22 protein-coding genes and 1 tRNA gene are annotated in these 21,929 nt (G+C 65.6%); 10 read left to right on the forward strand and 13 right to left on the reverse strand.

The genetic code is table 11. The annotated features are described in order from the left end of the window. Positions 1-8: 8 nt before the first annotated feature. Positions 9-1,442, reverse strand: coding sequence for an NAD(P)-dependent oxidoreductase (locus CLV77_RS13015; protein WP_076979915.1), 1,434 nt, complete (start codon positions 1,440-1,442; stop codon positions 9-11). 228 nt (positions 1,443-1,670) lie between these two features. Here CLV77_RS13015 and CLV77_RS13020 point away from each other — a divergent pair, with 228 nt between their 5' ends. Continuing rightward, positions 1,671-2,474 (forward strand): undecaprenyl-diphosphate phosphatase, encoded by an 804-nt coding sequence (locus tag CLV77_RS13020; RefSeq protein ID WP_076979914.1) that lies wholly within the window; start codon positions 1,671-1,673, stop codon positions 2,472-2,474. A 15-nt stretch (positions 2,475-2,489) separates the two neighbouring features. Here the strand turns inward: CLV77_RS13020 and CLV77_RS13025 are convergent, their stop codons facing one another. Then, positions 2,490-3,479 carry a complex I NDUFA9 subunit family protein gene (locus CLV77_RS13025; protein ID WP_076979913.1) on the reverse strand — a complete coding sequence of 330 codons (990 nt, stop codon included), beginning with the start codon at positions 3,477-3,479 and terminating at the stop codon, positions 2,490-2,492. Positions 3,480-3,725: 246 nt separating this feature from the next. Between CLV77_RS13025 and CLV77_RS13030 the strand changes: the two genes are divergently transcribed. Next, positions 3,726-3,811: transfer RNA gene (locus CLV77_RS13030), tRNA-Leu, on the forward strand. 98 nt (positions 3,812-3,909) lie between these two features. On the opposite strand, the gene CLV77_RS13035 is transcribed toward CLV77_RS13030, so the two are convergent. Both CLV77_RS13035 and CLV77_RS13040 read right to left on the reverse strand, forming a co-directional pair. Continuing rightward, positions 3,910-4,587, reverse strand: a complete 678-nt coding sequence (locus CLV77_RS13035; protein WP_076979912.1) for a hypothetical protein — start codon at positions 4,585-4,587, stop codon at positions 3,910-3,912. 93 nt (positions 4,588-4,680) lie between these two features. Further along, the gene (locus tag CLV77_RS13040) at positions 4,681-5,100 is read right to left on the reverse strand and encodes a hypothetical protein (RefSeq protein ID WP_076979911.1); all 420 of its coding nucleotides are present in this window, start codon (positions 5,098-5,100) and stop codon (positions 4,681-4,683) included. 183 nt (positions 5,101-5,283) lie between these two features. Between CLV77_RS13040 and folD the strand changes: the two genes are divergently transcribed. Continuing rightward, positions 5,284-6,186, forward strand: a complete 903-nt coding sequence (gene folD / locus CLV77_RS13045) for a bifunctional methylenetetrahydrofolate dehydrogenase/methenyltetrahydrofolate cyclohydrolase FolD (RefSeq protein ID WP_076979910.1) — start codon at positions 5,284-5,286, stop codon at positions 6,184-6,186. Between the two features lie 103 nt (positions 6,187-6,289). Here folD and CLV77_RS13050 read toward each other — a convergent pair whose 3' ends face one another. The 3 genes from CLV77_RS13050 to CLV77_RS13060 form a co-directional block, all read right to left on the reverse strand. Then, positions 6,290-7,762, reverse strand: coding sequence for a sodium:solute symporter family protein (locus tag CLV77_RS13050; protein ID WP_083707779.1), 1,473 nt, complete (start codon positions 7,760-7,762; stop codon positions 6,290-6,292). A gap of 4 nt (positions 7,763-7,766) precedes the next feature. Further along, positions 7,767-7,946 (reverse strand): hypothetical protein, encoded by a 180-nt coding sequence (locus CLV77_RS13055; protein ID WP_076979909.1) that lies wholly within the window; start codon positions 7,944-7,946, stop codon positions 7,767-7,769. A gap of 162 nt (positions 7,947-8,108) precedes the next feature. Beyond that, positions 8,109-9,194: an AbrB family transcriptional regulator gene (locus CLV77_RS13060; RefSeq protein ID WP_157802064.1), complete on the reverse strand. Its 1,086-nt coding sequence runs from the start codon at positions 9,192-9,194 to the stop codon at positions 8,109-8,111. A gap of 231 nt (positions 9,195-9,425) precedes the next feature. Here CLV77_RS13060 and CLV77_RS13065 point away from each other — a divergent pair, with 231 nt between their 5' ends. From CLV77_RS13065 to CLV77_RS13095, 7 genes are all read left to right on the forward strand, one after another. Then, on the forward strand, positions 9,426-10,037 hold the full coding sequence (locus CLV77_RS13065) for a ribonuclease D (RefSeq protein WP_076979907.1): 612 nt from the start codon (positions 9,426-9,428) through the stop codon (positions 10,035-10,037). Between the two features lie 9 nt (positions 10,038-10,046). Continuing rightward, on the forward strand, positions 10,047-11,078 hold the full coding sequence (locus CLV77_RS13070; protein ID WP_083707777.1) for a KpsF/GutQ family sugar-phosphate isomerase: 1,032 nt from the start codon (positions 10,047-10,049) through the stop codon (positions 11,076-11,078). A gap of 1 nt (position 11,079) precedes the next feature. Then, a complete protein-coding gene (lptC, locus tag CLV77_RS13075; RefSeq protein ID WP_076979906.1) occupies positions 11,080-11,715 on the forward strand; it encodes an LPS export ABC transporter periplasmic protein LptC in 636 nt (211 codons plus the stop codon). A gap of 41 nt (positions 11,716-11,756) precedes the next feature. Then, positions 11,757-12,245, forward strand: a complete 489-nt coding sequence (gene lptA, locus CLV77_RS13080) for a lipopolysaccharide transport periplasmic protein LptA (RefSeq protein WP_076979905.1) — start codon at positions 11,757-11,759, stop codon at positions 12,243-12,245. A gap of 101 nt (positions 12,246-12,346) precedes the next feature. Beyond that, a complete protein-coding gene (lptB, locus tag CLV77_RS13085; protein WP_076981095.1) occupies positions 12,347-13,090 on the forward strand; it encodes an LPS export ABC transporter ATP-binding protein in 744 nt (247 codons plus the stop codon). A 389-nt stretch (positions 13,091-13,479) separates the two neighbouring features. Then, positions 13,480-14,058 carry a ribosome hibernation-promoting factor, HPF/YfiA family gene (gene hpf / locus CLV77_RS13090; protein ID WP_076979904.1) on the forward strand — a complete coding sequence of 193 codons (579 nt, stop codon included), beginning with the start codon at positions 13,480-13,482 and terminating at the stop codon, positions 14,056-14,058. A gap of 38 nt (positions 14,059-14,096) precedes the next feature. Further along, the gene (locus tag CLV77_RS13095; protein WP_076979903.1) at positions 14,097-14,561 is read left to right on the forward strand and encodes a PTS sugar transporter subunit IIA; all 465 of its coding nucleotides are present in this window, start codon (positions 14,097-14,099) and stop codon (positions 14,559-14,561) included. Between the two features lie 37 nt (positions 14,562-14,598). On the opposite strand, the gene CLV77_RS13100 is transcribed toward CLV77_RS13095, so the two are convergent. The 6 genes from CLV77_RS13100 to galU are packed head-to-tail and all read right to left on the reverse strand — an operon-like array spanning position 14,599 to position 21,905. Then, positions 14,599-16,023 (reverse strand): sulfotransferase family 2 domain-containing protein, encoded by a 1,425-nt coding sequence (locus CLV77_RS13100; protein ID WP_076979902.1) that lies wholly within the window; start codon positions 16,021-16,023, stop codon positions 14,599-14,601. A 6-nt stretch (positions 16,024-16,029) separates the two neighbouring features. After that, a complete protein-coding gene (locus CLV77_RS13105) occupies positions 16,030-17,727 on the reverse strand; it encodes a DUF5927 domain-containing protein (RefSeq protein WP_076979901.1) in 1,698 nt (565 codons plus the stop codon). After that, positions 17,724-18,734, reverse strand: a complete 1,011-nt coding sequence (locus tag CLV77_RS13110) for a glycosyltransferase family 2 protein (RefSeq protein WP_076979900.1) — start codon at positions 18,732-18,734, stop codon at positions 17,724-17,726. Before CLV77_RS13110 ends, CLV77_RS13105 begins: the two co-directional genes overlap by 4 nt. A gap of 48 nt (positions 18,735-18,782) precedes the next feature. Beyond that, on the reverse strand, positions 18,783-20,027 hold the full coding sequence (locus tag CLV77_RS13115; RefSeq protein ID WP_076979899.1) for a glycosyltransferase family 4 protein: 1,245 nt from the start codon (positions 20,025-20,027) through the stop codon (positions 18,783-18,785). Next, entirely contained in the window at positions 20,008-20,982 is a 975-nt protein-coding gene (gene galE / locus CLV77_RS13120; RefSeq protein WP_244901598.1) for a UDP-glucose 4-epimerase GalE, read from the reverse strand. The genes CLV77_RS13115 and galE overlap by 20 nt, the downstream gene beginning before the upstream one ends. A 29-nt stretch (positions 20,983-21,011) precedes the next feature. Further along, positions 21,012-21,905 (reverse strand): UTP--glucose-1-phosphate uridylyltransferase GalU, encoded by an 894-nt coding sequence (gene galU / locus CLV77_RS13125; RefSeq protein WP_076979897.1) that lies wholly within the window; start codon positions 21,903-21,905, stop codon positions 21,012-21,014. Positions 21,906-21,929 lie beyond the last annotated feature (24 nt).

Consider the following 21,929-nt stretch of genomic DNA (forward strand, 5'->3'; position numbering starts at 1 on the left):
GCGGGACATTACTCTGCCGCCACCACTTCGCGGCTGGCAAATTCCGCGATGATCGCATCGGCGGCTTCGCGGCCGTCACGGATCGCCCAGACAACCAGGCTTGCACCGCGAACGATGTCGCCCACGGCGTAAACGCCCGGCATTGCGGTCTGGTGGGTGCGGAAATCGGCCTTCACCGTGCCCCAGCGCGTCACTTCAAGTTCCGGCTGGCTCCAAAGGGTCGGCAGGTCCTCGGGCTCGAAGCCCAGTGCCTTGATGACCAGATCGGCCTCCTCGACATAGTCGGCTCCTTCGATCACCTCGGGCATCTGGCGGCCGGTGGCGTCGGGCGCGCCAAGGCGCATCCGCGAAACCATCACCCCCTCGACCGTGTCGCCGGTGAAACCCTTGGGGGCCGAAAGCCAGACGAACTCGACGCCCTCTTCCTCGGCATTGGCAACCTCGCGCTGGGAGCCGGGCATGTTGGCCCGGTCGCGGCGATAAAGGCAGCGGACGCTTTCGGCGCCCTGGCGGATCGCCGTGCGCACGCAGTCCATCGCCGTGTCGCCGCCGCCGATGACGACAACGCGCTTGCCCTTGGCGTTCAGCTCGCCCGACTCGTACTCGGGGACAGTGTCGCCCATGTTCTGACGGTTCGAGGCAGTCAGGTAGTCCAGCGCCCGGACGATGCCCTGGGCACCGATGCCCGGCGCCTGAAGATCGCGCGACTTGTAGACGCCCGTCGCGATGACCACGGCGTCATGAGCCTCGCGGATCTCGTCAAACCCGATGTCCTCGCCGACATTGCAATCCAGACGGAAGGTGACACCGCCCTGCTCAAGCTGATCGATGCGGCGCATGACCACGTCCTTCTCCAGCTTGAAGCCGGGAATGCCGTAGGTCAGCAGGCCGCCCGCGCGGTCATAGCGGTCGTAGACGGTGACCTGGATCCCCTGCTGGCGCAGCATGTCCGCCGCCGCGAGACCCCCGGGGCCGGCACCGATGATGCCGACGCTTTCCGAACGCTCCTGCCGGGGTGCGGCGGGGGTGACCCAGCCTTCTTCCCAGGCGGTGTCGGTGATGTATTTCTCGACCGAGCCGATCGTGACGGTCCCGTGGCCCGACTGTTCGATCACGCAATTGCCCTCGCACAGGCGGTCCTGGGGGCAGATGCGGCCGCAGATCTCGGGGAAGGTGTTGGTGGCTTGGCTGACCTCGTAGGCCTCGCGCAGGCGGCCTTCGGCGGTCAGGCGCAGCCAGTCGGGGATGTTGTTGTGAAGCGGGCAATGGGACTGGCAATAGGGCACGCCACACTGGGAACAGCGGCTCGACTGCTCGGCCGCCTTCGCGTCGGCGAACTCGGCATAGATCTCGTCGAAATCCCGCGACCGAAGGTCGGGCGGGCGCTTTTCAGGCATATCCCGCTCAATGTTCACGAATTTGAGCATGGGCTGTTTTGCCATATGAGATTCCTCCGGGAATGCGAGTCATGTTCGAGAGCGCGCACCTATACCTCTTCCTTGAATCAAAGAAAAGGCAAATGTGCTGACCTATTATTATCGCTCGGCGGCTTTTTGGCATGCAATTTCGTCGCAGGGTGAAATTTTAGGTAAGCATGAGTTACCTATTAATGGCCTTTCCCTTCAAACACGTGGCGATAGGGTCGGCACAACGAATCACAGGCAGATCTCATGACGCTATTTCACCTGTTTCTGGTCGCTGTCATCCAGGGCCTTACCGAATTCCTCCCGATCTCATCTTCCGGCCACCTGATCCTCCTGCCCGAGCTGACGCGCCTTGCGGACCAGGGCCAAGGCGTGGACGTCGCGGTGCATGTCGGCACGCTGCTGGCAGTCATCCTCTACTTCCGCGCGGATGTGGCCCTGGCCGCGCGCGGCATTCCCGATCTTCTGCGCGGGCGCATCGACAGCCCCGGCGGGCGGTTGGCTTTTCTGCTGCTGATCGCGACCCTGCCGGTGATCGTGATCGGGCTGGCCTTCAAGGTAACGGGGCTGGACGACGCCCTGCGCTCGGTCGCGGTGATCGGCTGGACGATGCTGATTTTCGGGATCGTGCTTTATGTCGTCGACCAGCGCGGCGCGACCACCCGCGAAACCGCCGACTGGACCCGGCGCGACGCGCTGACCATGGGTCTTTGGCAGGCGGTGGCGCTGATCCCCGGCACCTCGCGCTCGGGCATCACCATCTCGGCGGCCCGCTACCTGGGATATGCCCGCGAGGATGCGGCGCGCCTGTCGATGCTGATGTCGATCCCCACGATCATCGCCTCGGGCGTGCTGGTGGGGGCGGACGCCGCGATGAACGCCGACGCGCAAATGTGGCACGACGCCGGCATTGGCGCGATCTTCGCCTTCGTCTCGGCACTGCTGGCGTTGACGCTGATGATGCGGCTGCTCCGCTCGGTCAGCTTCACGCCATACGTGATATACCGCGTCGTCCTGGGCGTGCTGCTGCTGGTCTACGCCTACAGCTAGCAGGCCCGGGCCGGCTCAGGTCTGTTCGTGGCGCAGGTTGCGGGCCGAGGCCTTGATCGCGTCATACTGGCCCGACGGGCGGTAGCGCCAAAGATACTCGGGCAGCACCGCCTCAAGGGAGACAGGTTCGATCCCCAGATCGGCAAAACCGCGCGCGCCGTCACCCACCACGTTGTCGCGCCGCAGGTTGATCACCTGGTCGCTGGTCACGGGCCCGGTTACAAGACCGAAGGTCAGCGCCCGGACAAGACCGAATGCCTTGGCCATCAGACCGGCGATCCCGAAGGGAATGTTGACCACCAGACGACGGCGGTTGATCACGCGCAGCATCTGCTGGATCAACTCGCGGAAGCTGTCCACGTCGGGGCCGCCCAGCTCGTAGACGCCGGGGGCCGCCTGGCCGGTGGCCCCGAGGACCGCGGCGCGGGCGACGTCATCGACATAGACGGGCTGGAACTTGGTGTCCGCGCCGATGATCGGCAGAACCGGCCCGAACCGCGACATCGAGGCGAAGCGGTTGAAGAACTCATCCTCGGGCCCGAAGATCACCGAGGGGCGCAGGATCACGGCGTCCGGCTGATGGCGCAGAACGCCCTCCTCGCCCAGCGCCTTGGTGCGGGAATAGTCGCTTTCGCTGTCGGCATCCGCGCCGATAGCCGAAACATGGACCATCCGGTGGATCCCAAGCCCGGCGGCGACGCGGGCAATCCGCTCGGCCCCCTCGGCCTGAACACTCTCGAACGTGTTGCGCCCCGAGGGCACCAGAACGCCAACACAGTTGATGACCACATCCGAGGATATCAGGACCTGGCGCACCGACTCGTCGTCGCGGATATTGGCGAAGACGGGCTCGACCTGGCCGACGACCCCGTAGGGGCGCACGAAGATCGCTTCGTTCGGATTGCGGCAGGCGACGCGGACGCGCCAGCCCTCGCGGGCCATCCGGCGGGCGATGTAACGCCCCACGAATCCCGAGCCGCCGAAGATGGTTACCAGCCTGGACATGTGCAATTCCCATTCCCTTTGTCGACAAAGGTCTACCGGCTGCCCGCCCCCCAGACAAGTCCGCAGAGCGCCACATCCCGCCGCATCCACCCGACCCGCGGACCCGAGCCCGCCGAAAGGTGTGCCGAACCCGGATCGCCACCTCGAAGTCGGGGTGCGAAAATTTTCTCGCCGCCAGCGCGATATTCCGTTGCGGGGCCATTGACACCCCCCCGCCCCCCGGCTAAATCGCGGCCTCGACACCTTGCCCAGGTGGCGGAATGGTAGACGCGCTAGCTTCAGGTGCTAGTGTCCGTATGGACGTGGAGGTTCGAGTCCTCTCCTGGGCACCAAATTCCCCCAAGACATTGTTCCGATATTCCCCGACGGCATTGCGGCCGGTTTCGGGCCGTATGCATGCCTGGATGAAGGCCGTGCTTGGCCGCACCTGTCAGGACCGCTTGCGGATCCGGACAAAAGGCTTGCCCGCCACCTCTACCGCGCCCTCGCCATCGGCGTCGGTCAGGCTTTCGGCCAGCAGCCGCTTGAGCTTGTTGCGCTTCCAATTGGTTTGAACCTGCCGCGTCAGCACGGTCGTCGGCAGGAAGATGCGCCGATCATCCCGCCATTCCACCTGAAAGCTGCGCCAGGCGGCGGCCAGGTGGCTGGCGTGGCCGGTGGCGGCGGCGACGGTGATGGTCATGCAGGTAATGTCCCGCTCTTCCAACGGGGTCTCGATCGCGTCGCGCGCACGCATCTCCAGCTCGTGAAAACTGCCGGCGTCGAAGAACTTGCCGCTTTCCAGCGGCCCCTGGTTCGTCCGCTCGGAGGGGCGGTTCAGGTCCTTGAAATCGGTCTCCACCCGGTCGGTTACCACCGCCGAGTAACTGCGATCCTTGGTGTGCAGCTCGGCGATGAGGTTGAGGATGTAGATCGCCTCGGACCCCATGTTGGTGATGAAGCACCGTGCCTCGTCATCCAAGGCAGCACTCCGGGTGATCATGATCACCGGCCGGCGCTGGCGCATAAATTGGGAAACGAAGACCTGAAGGTAGACCAGCCAGATCAGCGCCATGATGGCGCTGAGGGCGAGGCTCAGGATTTCGACATTGTCGCGCAGCCAGTCCATCACGGCCTCCTTGCAAGGTCATACATGGAGGGTGAACGGGCGCGGCGCCGAATCGTTGCAAGAAATCCCGGGCACGAGGGCCCGGGCGCCCGCTCAGTTGAAAGCGATGACCGCGAAGACGATGGCCAGCGTGACGCCACTCATCCCCACCATGGACCACAGACGCACCTTGCCGGGGTCGGGCGCGGGCCCGCCCGTTGCGGCCCGCCCGCGCAGCCATTTCAGGAACCCGCTTGCGCCCAGCACGACCGTCGCAGCCAGCAGCTTGACGTAGAAGGCCCAGCCGACGGCCAGGGTGCCCGCGGTGATCGAGATCATTCCCAACCCCGTCACCCAAAGCAGCACGATCGCCCAGAACGACATGTTGCCCAGCACGCCCATCGCCTCGCGCAGCCAGGGCGCGGGCGACTCGCCGCTGGCGCCCACCCGCTTGAGCAGGACGGCATTGCCGACCGACCCTGCCCCGCCAACGAAAAGACAGAACAGGTGGATGATCTTGAGCGTGATGAACATGCGTCCCCTCCGGATTTTGCCAACGCTAGCATGGGCGCACCGCCAGTCCCAGCGCTTCCGCGCGGGAGGACTGGCAGAGGGGCGCCATGCCGCTTTACCCGGGCGCGGCCTTTCGGCAGGTTGCGCAGCGGGCCGCCTGGATATTTATGACGGCATCGGATTGAGCAGAAGGAAGGCGAAGGCATGGCGGCAAAGATCATCGACGGCAAGGCATTCGCGGCCGACGTCCGCGGGCGGGTGGCCGAACACGTGGCGGGGCTGCAACGGGATCACGGCCTGACGCCGGGTCTGGCCGTCGTGCTGGTGGGCGAAGACCCCGCCAGCCAGGTCTATGTCCGCTCAAAGGGCAAGATGACCGTCGAGGTCGGCATGCACTCGGAAGAGCATCGCCTTGACGCCGACACCCCCGAGCAGGAGCTGATCGCGCTGATCGAGAAGCTGAACGCCGATCCCGCGATCCACGGTATCCTGGTGCAGCTGCCGCTGCCCAAGCACCTGGACGAGGACCTGGTCATCAACACCATCGATCCGGCCAAGGATGTCGACGGGTTCCACATCTCGAACGTGGGCCTGCTGAGCACGGGTCAGAAAAGCATGGTGCCCTGCACGCCGCTGGGCTGCCTGATGCTGCTGCGGGACGAGCTGGGCTCGCTCTCGGGCAAGGACGCGGTGGTGATCGGCCGGTCGAACATTGTCGGCAAGCCGATGGCACAGCTTCTGCTGGGCGACAGCGCCACCGTCACCGTTGCCCATTCGCGCACCAAGGACCTGGCCGAGGTCGTGCGCCGCGCCGACATCGTCGTGGCGGCCGTCGGCCGGCCCCAGATGGTGCCCGGCGACTGGATCAAGCCCGGCGCCACTGTGATCGACGTGGGCATCAACCGTATCGACGCGCCCGAGAAGGGCGAGGGCAAGACCCGCCTGGTCGGCGACGTCGATTTCAACTCGGTCTCCCAGGTGGCTGGGGCGATGACGCCGGTTCCGGGCGGGGTCGGGCCGATGACCATCGCCTGTTTGCTGGCCAACACCCTGACCGCCGCCTGCCGGGCCAACAACCTGCCCGAGCCGGAGGGTCTGACCGCCTGATTTTCCGACCGCGTTGCGGTCGCGGACATGAGAAGGGCCGGGCGCCTCGCGGCGACCCGGCCCTTTCCTTGTCCTCATGGCGCCCGCCGTGCGGGCCCCATACTTACCAGATGCCGTGGTCCTTCAGCTCCTGGCTCAGCTCCCCTTTGAAATCGAGGGCGGTGGCCGAGGGCCGTGTCAGCAGGCTGACGATGACGAACAGGCCCACCGTGACGCCGATGACCGTGGCCGCCAGGATCGGGTTGAAGACGCTGATCCCGGCAAACATCGCCATGTAGATGGCCGTGCCCGCACCGCCCACAAGCGATGCCAGCACGCCCCAGGCGGTGCCGCCGCGCCAGAAGAAGGCGCCGATGGTCGCCGGCACAGTCACGATCAGGCCCGCCGCCGACAAGGCGGCAAGCTGATCCACGATCGTGGCGTTGCGCAGGGCAAACCAGGCCGCGAACAGCACCACCAGGACCACGACGACCCGACCGACGAAGATCTGCTGCGCGTCGCGCCCCTCACCCTGGCGCATCAGGTCGCGCGCCACCATCGAGCCCAGGGTCAGCGCGATGGAGTCGAGGGTCGAGACCGCTGCCGCCAGGATGCCCACGATCAGCAGCAGGCTGATCCAGACCGGAACCGCACCCGAACCCAAAAGCGCGGGCGTCGCACCGCTGGGATTCTCAAGATCCGGCACCAGCACCAGGGCGGCAAAGCCCCAGATCACGGCAATCAGCGTGAAGACCAGACCGAAGCCCAGCACCCAGAAGATCATCCGGCGCATGGCCGCAAGATCCTTGGTCACGAAAAGCCGCTGGCTGACCTGCGGGTTCGAGAGGGGAAAGAAGAACCAGGGCAGGGCAAGCGCCAGGAAGGTCGGCAACTTCCACAGGCCCGGTCCCGGCACGTCCAGCCACTGGCCACGGCTTTCCTTGATCTCGCCCGCGAAGGCATCAAGCCCGCCGATGGCCGCGATCACGAAGCCGACCGCCAGAAGCGCCGACACCAGCATCACCACCGCCTGCACCGCGTCCGTCCACGCGACCGAGCGCAGGCCGGCGACGAGGGTCCAGAAAATGGCCAGCACCGCGCCGATGGCGATGGCGGTGCCCAGGGTGATCGCCCCTCCGGTCACGCCCGAAAGCAGCAGGCCGATCCCGGCCATCTGCGTCGTGCAATACGGAAGCAGGAATATAAGGCTCAGCACCGCGGTCAGCCGCGAGATGTTGCGGCTGCCGTAGCGCGCGCCCAGCATCTCGGCCGGGGTGATGAAGTTCCAGCGCTTGGCAGCCAGCCAGAAGCGAGGGCCAAACACGACCAGCAAGGTCAGGCCCGAGAAATACACAAGCTCGAATCCCAGCGCGCCAATACCGCCGCGATAGGTCAGGCCGGTCAATACCACCAGCATGAAGGCCGAGTAGGTCGTCGCGGCGTAGGACAGGCCCGAGACCATGCCCCCGATATGGCGGCCGCCCAGGTAGTAGTCCGCCGCCGTGCCCTTGTTGCCCCGCGCTGCCGCGAAGGCCACGAAGCCACCGAAAACCGCGAAGATCGCGAGGGTGATCCAGATCAGTGTCGTCGAAATCATCGGCTCAGGCCCTCCAACGGGCGACACCGATGCCGACCAGGACGACGATCGCCGCCCCGAACAGACACCAGAAGATCAGGATGTCGAAGGAGGGCTCGCCCCCTCCGAGTATTGCGTAAGGCACAAGGATGCCGGCAACGATGACCACCCCCACACCGAGCAGCCACCGGGTAAATCCGTGCATTTCAGTCTTCCCTTCCATGAAACGACGGGTTTGCGTCGCTTTTCATGCCAAATCGATACCCGTTCACATGTCCGTGTGCAAATGCGGCATTTACGGCCGCGAGTTTTCTGCGGGCGCGCGGTAGCCCGTGCGAAAATACTGCGACCGGGCCTGATAAGCGGTTCAGCCCCGGGGACGGGCATGGAGCATTCGGTAGAGCCAGGGCGCGATCGTCACCGCCAGCCCGATCCGCATGACGTGATGGGTGGCCACGAAGACCGGGTCGGCATCCAGCGCGATCGCGATCAGCCCCATTTCGATCAGGCCGCCCGGCGCGAAGGCGATGAACGCAACCTCCGCCTCGGCCAGGCCAAGGCCCGCGGTCATCACCGCAAGACCCAAGGCGACGGATAGCGAAAAGCCCAGCGCAAGCACGGCCAGCCCCAGCCCCCTCAACAGGTCCCGCGTGGATGGCCCCGCGAAACGCGCGCCCAGCGTCGTGCCGATCACAAGCTGGGCCGCCTTCAAAAGCGCGTCGGGGATCTGGGCCTCGGTCATGCCGGTGGCGTGGATGATCGCGCTCAGCAACAGCGGGCCCAGCATGATGGCGGCGGGGATGTGCAGGCCGCGCCCCAGGTAGACCCCGGCCACCCCGGCGGCGGCCATCAGCAGGACATCGAATATCCCTTCGATGCCCGACGCCAGGCTATCATCTGGCGGCACGACGCCAACGGGCTGCCCCATCTCAAGGCTCAGCAACAGGGGGATCACCGAGACCGACAAGGTGAGCCGCGCAAAATGCTGCATCGACATCAAGGGGCCGTTGCCGCCATTTGCCTCGCCGATCAGCACCGCCTCGACCAAACCACCGGGACTTGCGGCGAAGAACGCCGTCGGCCGGTCATAACCGCCCAGCCGGCGCAGGATCGCGGCATTGATCAGCTGGACCACGACCATGTAGGGCACCACAATCAGCAGGCTTGGCCACCATCGCGCCACCTCGGTGGCAATATCGGGGGTGATCCGGGCCCCGATCATCACCCCGATCACCGGCACGAAGACGACCCGAAGCCCCACCGGCAAACCCAGCCTCAGCCCTTTGCCCCGGCCCGTCGGGCCCATTCCCGTCAGGCTGAGCATGGCGAAAAGGAAAAGCGGCCCCAGCATCCAGGGCAGCGGCATGCCTGCCCCCTCGAACAGCAACGCGGCGCCGACGCCCAGCCCGACCGAGGCGGCACCGCTGATAGCTGCATGGAGGGGGCTGGTCACGGGCATCTCCGGCCGGGCGAATGGGGATGGGCCATTGCGCAACCCGCGCGGCCCACCCCGGGCAATGCCGCCCGGGCAGTCCTGTGCCGACAAGTTGATACCGCAGATGGTTAAGAGAGGGTTGAGGCGGCACACCCCCGGATCGGCGCCGACGCACGACGCAGTTGCGCAAATGGCCCGGTTTCGGTAGTGCCGGCAGAGTTTTCGCAATTCGAAGAAGGACGGACCGACGTGGCGAACCACCTTTACAGGGGCGACTTGCCCGACGGGCTGGACTTGGGGCCGATCGTGGCCATCGACTGCGAGACGATGGGCCTGAACCCCCATCGCGACCGGCTGTGCGTCGTCCAGCTTTCCGGCGGCGACGGGAACGCCCACCTTGTGCAGATCGAGAAGGGACAGACCAGCGCGCCCAACCTGTGCCGGATGCTGGCCGACCCCGCCGTGCTGAAGCTGTTCCATTTCGGCCGTTTCGACATCGCCGCGATGCTCCATGCCTTCGGTGTCACCGCGGCCCCGGTCTATTGCACCAAGATCGCCTCGAAGCTGGTGCGCACCTACACCGACCGCCACGGGCTGAAGAACCTGCTGCAGGAGCTGTTGAACATCGACATCTCCAAGCAGCAGCAAAGCAGCGACTGGGGCGCACCGAACCTGACCGACGCACAGCTGAGCTATGCGGCCTCGGACGTGCTATACCTGCACAAGGTCAAGGAGGCGCTGGACACGATGCTGGAACGCGAGGGCCGCACCGAACTGGCCCAGGCCGCCTTCGACTTCCTGCCCACCCGCGCCCGGCTGGATCTTGCCGGCTGGGCTGAAATCGACATCTTCTCGCACTAGATAGGTCGGATGGAACAGTCGAACCCCCAAGCCCCGGACAGCACCGAAGCCGCCCCCCGCGAGGGCTCCGTCGGCGGCCAGGCCGGTACCCTTCTTGCCGCAGGCCGCCGCGTGGTCGCCCGCGAGGCCGAGGCGCTGCGCGCCCTCGAAGGCGCGCTGGGCGACAGCTTCGTCGCGGCGGTCGAGCTGATCCTGTCGGCCCGCGGCCGCATCATTGTCTCGGGCATGGGCAAATCGGGCCATGTAGGGCGCAAGATTGCCGCGACACTCGCCTCGACCGGGACGCCCGCGCATTTCGTCCACCCCGCCGAAGCCAGCCACGGCGACCTGGGCATGATGACCCGGGGCGACGTGGCGCTGGTGCTGTCGAACTCGGGCGAGACGCCCGAGTTGGCCGACCTCATCGCCCATACCCGCCGCTTCGACATCCCGCTGATCGGCATCGCGGGGCGGGCCGGCTCGACCTTGATGACCCGCTCGGACGTGGCGATTCTTCTGCCCCCGGCCGAGGAGGCCTGTGACAAGGGCATCGTGCCCACCACCTCGACCACCATGACCTTGGCGCTGGGCGACGCGCTGGCCATCGCCCTGATGGAACACCGCGACTTCACGCCCGAGAATTTCCGCGACTACCACCCCGGCGGCAAGCTGGGCGCGCGCCTATCGAAGGTCCGCGACCTGATGCACGGCGCGGACGAGCTGCCGATGATCGACCAGGATGCCCCGATGGCCGACGCCCTGCTCGCGATCAGCCGCAAGGGCTTCGGCGTCGCCGGTGTCCAGGACGCGACCGGCGCCCTGACCGGCATCATCACCGACGGCGACCTGCGCCGCCACATGGACGGGCTGCTGGACCTCACTGCCCGCGAGGTGATGACCGCGACACCCCGCACCATCGCCCCCGACGCCCTGGCCGAGGAGGCCGTGGCGCTGATGAACCGGCTGAAGATAACCTGCCTGTTCGTGGTGGCCCCCGACACCGCCGGCAAGGCGATCGGCATCCTGCACATCCACGACTGCCTGCGGGCCGGGGTGGCCTGACATGCTGCGCGCCGACAACCGGTATTCCCGGTTCGTGGCCCTGGCCAAGATCATCCTGCCGCTGGCCGCGCTGGGCCTGCTGTCGACGCTGGTTCTCTTCTCGCGCAGCGTCGACCATGAAAGCGCGATCCCCTATGCCGAGGTCGACGTGCACGAGCTGGCGCGCGGCCAGGGCATCGGAGAGCCGACTTATTCCACCGTCATGGGCGACGGCTCGGCCATCACGGTGCGCGCGGCCACCGCACGGCCCAACCTGGCCAAGCCTTCCCAGGCCACGGCCAGCGGCCTGTCGGCCCGTCTGACCGCCCCCGACGGCACCGTCGTCGACATGTCCGCCCGCGAGGGGGCGATCGACACCGACACCAGCACCGTCGACCTGCGCCGCGATGTCACGATCGTGACCTCGACCGGTTACACGATCACTACGGACGCCCTTGCCACACGCATGGACCGGACCCAGGTCGTATCGCCCGGACGCATCGTTGCCGACGGGCCGATGGGCCATCTGGAAGCCGGCCGGATGGAGCTGACCGACGGCTCGGGAATGGCCGCCGCGGGGGACAACGGCGGAGAGGCGCAGGGCGGCTACGTTCTGCTTTTCCAAGGCGGCGTGAAACTGGTATACAAGCCCGAATAACCCTTCAGAAAGGACGTCTCGTGCGATTTTCGACCGTAAGGATGGCACTTGCCGCCGCTGCCGCCGGGATGCTCTGGGCGGCCCTGCCCCAGGCTGCGATTGCCCAGGCCCAGGTGGCTTTCGGCGGCCTGAAGGTCGACAGCAGCCTGCCGGTCGAAGTCACCGCCGACAGCCTTTCCGTCAGCCAGAGCGACGGCACAGCCGTCTTCACCGGCAACGTCCTTGTCGGCCAGGGTGAGATGCGCATGACCGCCGGGACCATCCGGGTCGAATATGCTCAGGACGGTTCCAACGACATTCGCAAGATGGTCGCCACCGGCGGCGTCACCTTCGTCAACGGCCAGGAAGCCGCCGAGGCGCGCGAGGCCATCTACACCCTTGAATCCGGCCAGGTCGTGATGACGGGCGACGTGATCCTGACGCAGGGGCCGAACGCGATCTCGGGCGAACGCCTGACGGTGAACCTGAACGACGGCACCGGGCAGATGGACGGGCGGGTGAAGACCATCCTGCAGACGGGCAACCGGTGACCCTGGGACCGCGCGACAACGAACCCGGACAGGCTTCGGGGGCGGTGGCCGGTGACGGATCCAGCCCGTCGGCCAGTGCGTCCTCCGGCGGCTCGCCCGACCTGACGCTGGCCCAGGCCGACGGCGGCCTGCGGATCGAGCATCTGCGCAAATCCTACCGCAAGCGGCCCGTCATCCGCGATGTCTCGATGCACCTCGGCCGGGGTGAGGTCGTGGCGCTTCTGGGTCCCAACGGCTCGGGCAAGACCACCTGTTTCTATTCCATCGCCGGCCTTGTCACGCCCGAGGGCGGCAAGGTCCTGATCGATGGGCGCGACGCCACAACGCTGCCCATGTATCGCCGGGCCAAGATGGGCATCGGCTATCTGCCGCAGGAAGTCTCGATCTTTCGCGGACTCAGCGTGGAGCAGAACATCCTGGCCGTGCTGGAGGTCGTGGAGCCCAAGCCGAATCGCCGCCGCGAGCGGCTGGAACAGCTGCTATCGGAGTTCTCGATCGAGCATCTGAAGCGCGCGCCGGCCCTGTCGCTCTCGGGCGGGGAACGGCGCCGGGTCGAGATTGCCCGCTGCCTGGCGGCCAACCCGAAATACCTGCTTCTGGATGAGCCCTTCGCCGGGGTCGATCCCATCGCCGTCAGCGAAATCCGCAACCTCGTCGCCGACCTCAAGACCCGTGGCATCGGGGTGCTGATCACCGACCACAACGTCCGCGAGACGCTGGAAATCGTCGACCGCGCCTACATCCTGCATGACGGCAAGGTGTTGATGAGCGGCACAACCGACGAGGTCGTCCGCGACGAGCATGTGCGCCGGGTCTACCTCGGTCAGAATTTCCGCATTTCCTGAAGATAGGGTGAACGCGGTCTGAACCCCTTTCCGAGAGGTCATGCGGGCCCGTGCCGCGACGCCCCGAGTCGCAGCACATTCGCACAAGTCTTTGATTGAAAACTGATTTTGCGGAAATCAGCCGCCGCGCCCGGCTGCCGGAACGGAATCATGGGAAGATTTGACCAAGAGTTCAAGAGTTGACAGAGACCCCGCTTCCGGTCCCAAATATAAGGGATGACGACCGCATTTCCCTCCGTCTCTTCACCACAACCCGCGCGGGTTTCAGGGCCGCGCCGGCGGGGAAATGCCCAAGTCGCAAAACCCTGTTTTTCCCTAGATTCGCGGCGGAACGATGGAGGCGGTTCAAGCGATTACCTGTAGCATCAAACAATCCTTAAGGAGGTGCCATGCGTTACCAGATTACCGGCAAGCAAATCGACGTGGGCGAGTCGCTTCAACAGCACGTGAAGGACGAACTGGCCGCGATCATCGGGAAATATTCCGAGCGACCGACCGACGCTTTGGTCGTGTTTTCCCGCAACGCCCATGAACATGTCTGCGAAGCCACCGTGCATCTTTCGACCGGCCTGACCGCTCAGGCCAAGGCGCATGCCACTGATATCTATGCCGCATTCGATTCCTGCGGCGAGAAGATGGAAAAGCAGCTCCGCCGCTACAAACGACGCCTGAAAAACCATCACCGCGATCGGGCAGGCCCGGTTGAACTTTCGGGCGGGTCTTCGTATATCCTCGCCGCATCGGAGGACACCGGGGAAGAGAACGAGCCCGAGTCGCTGCAACCGATCATCATCGCCGAAACCGAGGCCAAGATCCCCTCGGTCTCCGTAGGAGAGGCGGTCATGCAAATGGAGTTGTCGAACGCCCCCCTGGTGGTGTTCCGGAATGAATCGAGTGACGGATTGAACGTGGTCTACCGGCGCGATGACGGAAACATCGGCTGGATCGATCCGAAATCTAGCGGCTGACCCCTGAGCGGGGATCTGAGGCAGGGACGATCAAAGGCATGGAACTTACCAAGATCCTCGTACCGGGGGCCGTCAGGGTCGTCGGTCACATGACCAGCAAGAAGCGGCTCTTCCAGGAATTGGGAGAGCTTGCCGCTTCCGCCTATGGCGTTTGCCCGGCGACCGCCTTCGACGGCCTGCAGGAACGCGAAAGCCTGGGTCCGACCGGGGTGGGCCACGGCGTTGCCCTGCCCCACGCCCGCATCGACGGGCTGGACCGCATGTGCGGCATGTTCCTGCGCCTCGAAAAGCCGATGCCCTACGACTCGGTCGACCGCCAGCCGGTCGACCTGATCTTCGCGCTGCTGGCCCCTCAGCAGGCCGGCGTCGATCACCTGAAGTCGCTGGCACTGGTATCGCGCACCATGCGCGACCCTGCGATCTGCACCAAGTTGCGCGCCAATCTGGAGCCGGCGACCCTTTACGCCATCTTCGCCGAAGGCCCCGCCAGCCAGGCAGCCTGACGGCATCGCGGTCGCGGCTGGCGGGCGGCCTGCGCCGTCAGCCCCAGTCCGCGAACCCGAAATTCAGGTAGTCGCGCTGGTAGACCCGGCGCGTCGCGGCCTCGATCTTTTCGTCATAGATTTTTTCCAGCGCTTGGGGCGCGGCCGGCGGCGTGGTCTTGATGCCGGTCGGATCGACGCCGACGGCACGGGCCAGTTCGGCCAGGCCGGCGGTCAGCTCCTCTTCGCGGATCAGACGGTCGGGGACCGAAACCTCGGCCATGCCGCGAAGCACCTCTGTCTGGGTGGCCCAGGCCGAGTCGACCCGGATCGCCGTCTGCCCGGCCAAATTGCCCCGCAGAAACTCGAGGAACTCGATGAAGGCGATGCGGTGCTTCTCGGCGCTGTAATCGGCACCTACCGCCCCCTCGGGGATCGGCAGGTTGTATTTCTTGCGCAGGCGCCTGCGGATCTCCAGGTAGGCGCCCTTCTCGGTCGACAGGATATACTGGCAGAAGGTGGCGTGCGCCCGCTCGACCGGGTGGCGCAGCACGGCAAAGCTGCGCAGCCCCTCGTGATCGCGCTTCCATTCCTTCAGGCTGTTCTGGGTCATGCCCGAAACCAGCTCGTCGCGCCCGCAGCCATCCAGCGCGGCCATCCAGTCCAGCACAGGCTCCACCGGGCCGCCCCGGATCGGCAGGAACAGCAGCGGCCGGCCCGGCGTGGCGAAGTAGGTGGGCACGCTGGGCGGGCGGCGCGGTTCGAACTGCGGGGTGCGCGACAGGTCGAACCGGTCCAGCTTGGCCAACTGGCGCTTCATCTCGTCGTAGTTGCGCACCTTCTCGGTCATCGGCGCCGGGTTCTGGGGCTTGAGGTGTCGCTGCAGATCCTCAAGCTGGTCTTCCGACCCCAGATAGCGCGCCAGACCGTTCAGCACGGCCACGTCGTTGATGTCGTCGTAATTGATGTAGAAGGGCGCCTGCCCCGTCACCTGACAGCCGCGCAGGATCCGAAGCTGAAACTCCTGCAGCCGGTCGAGATGGGCCTCGAACTCCTGCAGGTCGAAATTGATCATCGCCCGCTTGGCGTCCTTCATGTCGGTCAGGATCCACTGGTCCGTCTTCGAGGCCAGCTTGACCGAGACATAGCTGTCCAGCGGGTTGCGCGTCAGCACGACCTTGCCGCAACGCGGGTTCTCCAACATCTCGTCGATCACCCGCGGCTCATGGTCGAAGAAAAAGCGGAAGCCGGGCAGCGCCCGTGCCTGGGCGGCCATGTTGGTCAGAAGCCCCTTGGGATCGGCATCCCGCGCCTCCATGCTCTGGCCGAAGAGCTCTGGCCAGTTGGGCCGGCCGATGAAGTCCGGGTTGAAGGCCTCGCCATACATGTTGATGTCCTTGAACTCGCCCAGGTTGCGTTCAAGGAAATTGGAGCCGGTGCGCATCTCGGCGAAAATCACGAAATAATCGAACTTGCGGGCCACGTGGCGTCACCTCACCAGATAGGGTTTTGCGGGGATGGCGGCGGCGGTCGCCACGTCGTTACCGGCGGGGAAGTCCCCCATCAGGACCGGCTTCATGCCCTGGTTCTTCAGGTTCTGCAGGAACTGCCCGAAGCCGGTCATGTCGATCATCTGCGGCACCTCGGTCAGCCGCCGGGATGAGCGTGGCCCAGTCTCGTCCAGGATGTCCTGGAGGTTGGTCATCGGGTCCTGGATGAAATCGGCCAGGGTCCAGATGCGCACCCGTGCCTTCGTGTAGGGAGAGCGCAGGATGTTCAGATGCTCGCCCTCGATCTTCTGAAGGCGCGCGGCCTCCTTGCGGATCTCGGAGAAGTTTCGATTGGAATGGAATAGCGGCAAGGCCCAGGCGCCGCTGATGACGTTGACCTGGGCGTTGCTGTCCTTGGCCAGGAACCACGAGATGTCCTGATTGTCGGCGGGCCCGAACTGAAAGCTCTGGCGTTCGCCCCGGGTGGCCCAGATCAGGTTGATGAGGAACGCCTCGCTATCATAGTCACGCAGCGCCGCGCTGTCCGACAACGCCCCGTTATAGGTCGATTCCGTGCCCGCGAACTGCACCCGGCGCGGATCGAACAGGTTGCCATGCACCCGGGTGCCGGTGCGCCGCGTCAGCCACTGCTCGAAATCGTTGAAAAGACAGTTGAACCCTTCGAACACCGAGTAGGTTGCGGCGGTGCGGCCGTTCTCCCACCCGTCGTTGGGAAAGCGCGACTGCATGGTCAGCCCGGCGCGCCCCCGGGTCCGCCGGTCAACGGCTTGGGCAAAGACGCGGTCGATCTTCTCGGGGCTGGGTTCGGTCCCGGCCATGGTGGTGCGGCTGCCCGACAGGAACGTCTCGTAGAGCCGGTCGGCATGGGGCCAGATCTTGCGCGCCACGAAACAGTCGGACCGGCGCAGAAGCTGAAGGTGATCGTCGTAGAAGATATGCGGCTTGCCCTGGAAATCGAATTTGCTCAGCGTCAGCGAACGGCTTTCGATCTGGCGCGAGTAAAGGCGCACCAGCGTCTGGAAATAGCTTTCGTCGGGGATCCACACGCGCCTGAAGTAGCGGTCGAAAGTGGCCCGGTCCGGATCCTCCAACAGGGCCGACAGGGTCTGGCGGGTCAGGCACCACCATTGGGAGCCCATGTGCGGATCGATGCGCTCGGGGATCTTGCGTCTGACGCGCAGGGCGCGCTGGATCTGCACGTAGCGGTCGAACAGGAACCGCTGCCGCTTCCACGAGAAGGGAAAGCGCAGGGTGAAGCGTTCATGATCGAGGCCACCGACGATCCAGGGCACATCCTCGATGGTGACGCTTTCGATGAAATCGGTGTTGGGCCGCTTGGCCAGGTAATCCTTCAGCTCGCTCACCGGCCGCAGGGGCATGCAGGAGCCGGAGGCGAAATAGACGTGCCGCACCTCGGGAAATTCCCGCAGCATCACCTCGGACACTTCCTGCGTCGCGGCGACCAGCGACCAGGTCCCCCATTCGCAGCGGCGGCGCGAGGTGAAGCGGATGTTCTCCAGGTCCGAGAGGGATTCCATGAAGGCGCGGAATCGCTTCGTCGGCACCCGCTTGTCCGCGTGGATCACCACCGGACAGTCGCGTGACGCCCAGTGGCGCGCCACCTGGCTGGCCCGGTCCAGCGCCGTGTGGACAAGCATGACGAAACCGACGCTCATGCCCAGTTCCCCTTGGACATGAGGCCCAGGATCTCAAGCTGTCGCCAGTTGATGTACTTCTCGGACCACTTGCACCAGAGAGAGGGGTCGTCCTTCAGCTTGGAGTGGTAGGCGCGGTATTCGTGACTGTTGGCGTAATGCTGGCCGCGCGTCAGCTCCTCGGCGGATTTCTCGGCGAACGTGTCCAGGAACTTGGCGTGCAGCAGGCAGCCCGACGCCTTCTCGCCCCCCCACTCGTCGTAGACCTGGTTCAGGCCGCGCGGCAGCAGCATGTGGGTCGAGCTGACGTAGGTGTAGGAGCGGTGCCACTTCACCAGCGGGATCTTGTTCAGTGCAGGGGCCCGTTCCGGCAGGTCCGAGAAGAACGCCCGCGCCCGCGGCCCGCCCTGCACCCAAAGGTTCCCGTAAAGCCGGTTCCGCTTGATCGTGTAGTTCGAACTGTCGAACCAATTGGCGATCTCGAAAGGGTTCTGGCCGGGCGTGTAGGGCACGTCGCTGATCGCGCCCTTGGGGTACATGTCCAGCAGCATGGCGCCGAAGGACTTGATCGACGAGGCATCCAGCCAGTCGGTCAGCGCCCGCAACGGGCGCGTGTCGCAAAACGGGTAGACGAAGAATTCATCCGGGTCGACGACCAGCGTCCAGTGCCCGTGACCATAGCGCATCTGAAGCCAGTTCAGCCAGTCGACCCCGAAGCGCGACCGCTTGTAGCTGGCCCCGGTGGTCCAGAGCGACACGTCGCGCTGTTCGCGCAGAAACTCCCGCGAGCCGTCGTCGGAGGCGTTGTCGACCATCAGGAAATGGTTCACCCCCAGCTCGCGGTAAAAGCGCAGAAAATATTCAAGCCGCGCGCGTTCGTTGCGCATGGTCGAGAAGACAAGGATGTCGCTGGAGCGGATGGCGCTGGTGCGGTTGACCACGGATCTCAGCTCGCGCCGCTTGCGGAAGGCCCGCACGCGCCAACGTTTTCGTTCCAGCCGGAGTCGGTATGACGTCAGCGCGCCCATAGCCCGGTCATTTCACTGGCACCCTGTTCCCTGGTCGGATCACCGCGATCAGATCCGGCGAAAAACGGCGTCGAAATGCGTGCTCCAGCCCAGCAGGCGGGACAGGCCTTCGACGGTTTGCGCGTTCACCGACGTCTTTAGCCCAAGTCGAGCTTTGATCTCGTTAACCCAAGAATAGCTGTCGCCCATAGGCAGGTAAACCGGGTAATCGCCTAGAATCTCGCGAAAAACTTCAAGTGGTGCAGCAATGACCGGCACCCCCAGCGCGGCCGCCTCGACCAGGGGCAGGCCGAAGCCCTCGGCGTGGCTGGGAAAGAGCAGCCCCCGCGATTTTTGCAGCAACGCGGTGACCGCCCCGTCGGTCAGGTTGGAATATTCCAGCACGAACCGGCCGCTGAGGGGCGAAACCTCGAGCCAGTCGAACACCTCGGCATTGTTCCAGCCCCGATGCCCGATGACGTGCAGAAGCGGCATCTCCTCGGGCGGCTGATCCTCGGCCAGCTTTTCCCAGACCCGGAACAGCAGCATGTGGTTCTTGCGCGGCTCGATCGTGCCCAGCACGACGAAGCCGGGGCGATCGCCCTGCGCCGCTGTCGGCAGGGCCCCGGGGTCGGGCGGGGCGGGGGTGACGCCCAGATGGGCGACCAGCATCGGCGGCTGGCGCTGTCCCTCAAGGTGACGCTGCACATCCGCCCGTGTTTTTTCGGAGTTGCAGAGGATCAGCGCGGCATAGGTCGCCACCGCCGTCAGCCGGGCGCGGAACCGCTCGACACTGCCGGGGGCCTGAAACTGCGGGAAATCCAACGGGATGGTATCATGGATCATCACCGCGATCTGAAGCCCCGGCACCGCCCCCAGTGCCGCCAGGCCCGCCGCATCCAGGTTGGCAAGGCCCACGTTGAGATAGCTGACGCCGGTGGGCAGGGCCTGTGCCACCAGGTCGGTCAGACCGGGTTTGCCGCAGCGGCCGAAACACAGGCGGCGGGCGTCGGATTCGGCCCTTTTGCGGGCCTGCGACAGGCGCGGCGACAGCAGGCTGGTCAGGTCGGCGCGCCCCCAACGGACCCGCCCCTCGAACCGGTCGCGCAGAGCCATGCCCCCCGCCCGGTCCAACAGCAGGTAGCCGCGTCCGGTGCGGATCAGGAAAAAGCATGGGTCGGGACGGCGCAGAAGCTCGTCCAGATAGGCGGCCTCCACCCGGTCGACGCCGGTTGCCGCCCCCCGACCCACCCGCGACATCAGCCGGGTCAGGTCAAGCAGCCGGCAGCGGGGGCTATCGGTCGTAATGTCCATGCTGGTGCCATTGCCAGGCGTCGGCGATCATCGTCCGCATCTGGGACCGTTCCGGCGCCCAGCCCAGTTCCGAGCGCGCGCGCGAACTGCCCGAGACCAGCCGCGTGCAATCGCCGGGTCTGCGCTGCCCCTCCACCACGGGGACGGGGCGGTTGGTGACGCCGGCGCTGGCATCCACCACCTCGCGAACCGAGAAACCCGTGCCGGTGCCCAGGTTGAAGACCCGGCTGGGATGCCCGTCGCGCAGCCACCGCAGCCCCAGAATATGGGCGTCGACCAGGTCGCAGACATGGACGTAATCGCGCACGCAGGTGCCGTCGGGCGTGTCGTAGTCGGTGCCGAAGATGGTCAGCGCCGGCCGCTTGCCGTCGATCGCGTCCAGCATCAATGGCACAAGATGCGTCTCGGGGCGGTGAAACTCGCCAACCTCCCCGTCGGGATCGGCCCCGGCCACGTTGAAATAGCGGAAGATCACGTGGCGCAGCCCGTGGCTGACGCCGAAATTGGCCAACATATCCTCGATCGCGCGTTTCGAAGCGCCGTAGGCGTTGATCGGGTGCTGGGCGCTGTTCTCGTCCAGAACCACGCCGTCCTGGTCGCCATAGGTCGCGCAGGTCGAGGAGAAGACGAAATCCAGGCACCCGGCCGCGACCGCCGCCTCAATGAGTGTCAGGGAGCCGGCGACATTGTTGCGCCAGTAGAGGCCCGGTTTCTCCATGGATTCGCCGACCTGGCTGAGGGCAGCGAAATGCATGACTGCCACCGGGCGATGCTTGGCGAAAACCTCGGCCAGCCGGTCGGCATCGGTCAACTCGCCCTGCTCGAACGGGCCGAACTTCACCGCGTCCTGCCAGCCGGTCGATAGGTTGTCGTAGGTGACGGGGACATAGCCTGCCCGCGCCAGCGCCTTGCAGGCGTGGGAGCCGATGTAGCCGGCCCCGCCGGTAACCAGCACAACAGGGGACGGCGTTTGCAGGGCCATGGTTACTGGGCGGCCTTCTGGGTCGCGACCATCTCGTTGAGATAGGCCCAAAGCTCGTCGCGCAGGTCATCGCGCGACAGGCCGAAGGCGACCGTGGCCTGAAGGAACCCGGCCTTGGAGCCGCAATCGAAGCGTTGGCCGCGGAAGCGATAGCCGAAGACCTCTCCGGTCTCGTCGATCTCGCGGGCGATGGCGTCGGTCAGCTGGATCTCACCACCGGCGCCGCTTTTGATGCGGTTGAGGTTCTGCATGATGCGCGGCGTCAGGATGTAGCGGCCGATGACCGCCAGGTTCGACGGGGCGGTGCCGGGCGCCGGCTTCTCGACCATGCCCTTGACCGAGACGATCGAACCGCGATCTTCCTTGATGTCCAGCACGCCATAGGCCTGCGCCCGGTCCTCGGGGACATCCATGGCGGCGACGATGTTGCCGCCCGTCTCCTCGAAGGCCTCGACCATCTGCTTGAGGCAGGGCACGTCGCCGGCGATGACGTCATCGGGAAGGATGACGGCGAAGGGCTCGTTGCCGACCAGGCGACGGGCGCACCAGACCGCATGACCCAGGCCGAGGGGCTTGTGCTGGCGGATGTAGGCGATGGCGCCGCTGTCCATGTTGGTCGTTTTCAGCGCCTCCAGCAGGTCGTCCTTGCCGCGCTTGCGCAGGGAATGCTCCAACTCGGGGGCGTGATCGAAATAATCCTCCAGCGCGGATTTCCCGCGCGAGGTGACGAAGATGAATTCCTTGATGCCGGCGGCGCGGGCCTCATCGATCGCGTACTGGATCAACGGGCGGTCGACGAGGGTCATGATCTCTTTCGGGATCGACTTGGTCGCGGGCAGGAATCGCGTGCCCAGCCCCGCGACGGGAAAGATGGCCTTGGTGACCTTGCGTTTCATCTGACCTCGAACTCCCTTCAAACT

Origin of the sequence: Brevirhabdus pacifica, from assembly GCF_002797755.1 — a bacterium.
GTDB classification, from domain to species: Bacteria; Pseudomonadota; Alphaproteobacteria; order Rhodobacterales; family Rhodobacteraceae; genus Brevirhabdus; species Brevirhabdus pacifica.

What these genes read in the sequence shown, in the direction of transcription:
- CLV77_RS13095 (WP_076979903.1), top strand. Translation starts at nt 14,097, where the DNA reads ATGGAACTTACCAAGATCCTCGTACCGGGGGCCGTCAGGGTCGTCGGT.
- CLV77_RS13070 (WP_083707777.1), top strand. Translation starts at nt 10,047, where the DNA reads ATGGAACAGTCGAACCCCCAAGCCCCGGACAGCACCGAAGCCGCCCCC.
- lptC (WP_076979906.1), top strand. Translation starts at nt 11,080, where the DNA reads ATGCTGCGCGCCGACAACCGGTATTCCCGGTTCGTGGCCCTGGCCAAG.
- CLV77_RS13035 (WP_076979912.1), bottom strand. Translation starts at nt 4,587, where the DNA reads ATGGACTGGCTGCGCGACAATGTCGAAATCCTGAGCCTCGCCCTCAGC.
- folD (WP_076979910.1), top strand. Translation starts at nt 5,284, where the DNA reads ATGGCGGCAAAGATCATCGACGGCAAGGCATTCGCGGCCGACGTCCGC.
- CLV77_RS13115 (WP_076979899.1), bottom strand. Translation starts at nt 20,027, where the DNA reads ATGGACATTACGACCGATAGCCCCCGCTGCCGGCTGCTTGACCTGACC.
- CLV77_RS13015 (WP_076979915.1), bottom strand. Translation starts at nt 1,442, where the DNA reads ATGGCAAAACAGCCCATGCTCAAATTCGTGAACATTGAGCGGGATATG.
- CLV77_RS13110 (WP_076979900.1), bottom strand. Translation starts at nt 18,734, where the DNA reads ATGGGCGCGCTGACGTCATACCGACTCCGGCTGGAACGAAAACGTTGG.
- CLV77_RS13105 (WP_076979901.1), bottom strand. Translation starts at nt 17,727, where the DNA reads ATGAGCGTCGGTTTCGTCATGCTTGTCCACACGGCGCTGGACCGGGCC.
- CLV77_RS13040 (WP_076979911.1), bottom strand. Translation starts at nt 5,100, where the DNA reads ATGTTCATCACGCTCAAGATCATCCACCTGTTCTGTCTTTTCGTTGGC.
- lptA (WP_076979905.1), top strand. Translation starts at nt 11,757, where the DNA reads ATGGCACTTGCCGCCGCTGCCGCCGGGATGCTCTGGGCGGCCCTGCCC.
- CLV77_RS13055 (WP_076979909.1), bottom strand. Translation starts at nt 7,946, where the DNA reads ATGCACGGATTTACCCGGTGGCTGCTCGGTGTGGGGGTGGTCATCGTT.
- CLV77_RS13050 (WP_083707779.1), bottom strand. Translation starts at nt 7,762, where the DNA reads ATGATTTCGACGACACTGATCTGGATCACCCTCGCGATCTTCGCGGTT.
- hpf (WP_076979904.1), top strand. Translation starts at nt 13,480, where the DNA reads ATGCGTTACCAGATTACCGGCAAGCAAATCGACGTGGGCGAGTCGCTT.
- CLV77_RS13025 (WP_076979913.1), bottom strand. Translation starts at nt 3,479, where the DNA reads ATGTCCAGGCTGGTAACCATCTTCGGCGGCTCGGGATTCGTGGGGCGT.
- CLV77_RS13020 (WP_076979914.1), top strand. Translation starts at nt 1,671, where the DNA reads ATGACGCTATTTCACCTGTTTCTGGTCGCTGTCATCCAGGGCCTTACC.
- galU (WP_076979897.1), bottom strand. Translation starts at nt 21,905, where the DNA reads ATGAAACGCAAGGTCACCAAGGCCATCTTTCCCGTCGCGGGGCTGGGC.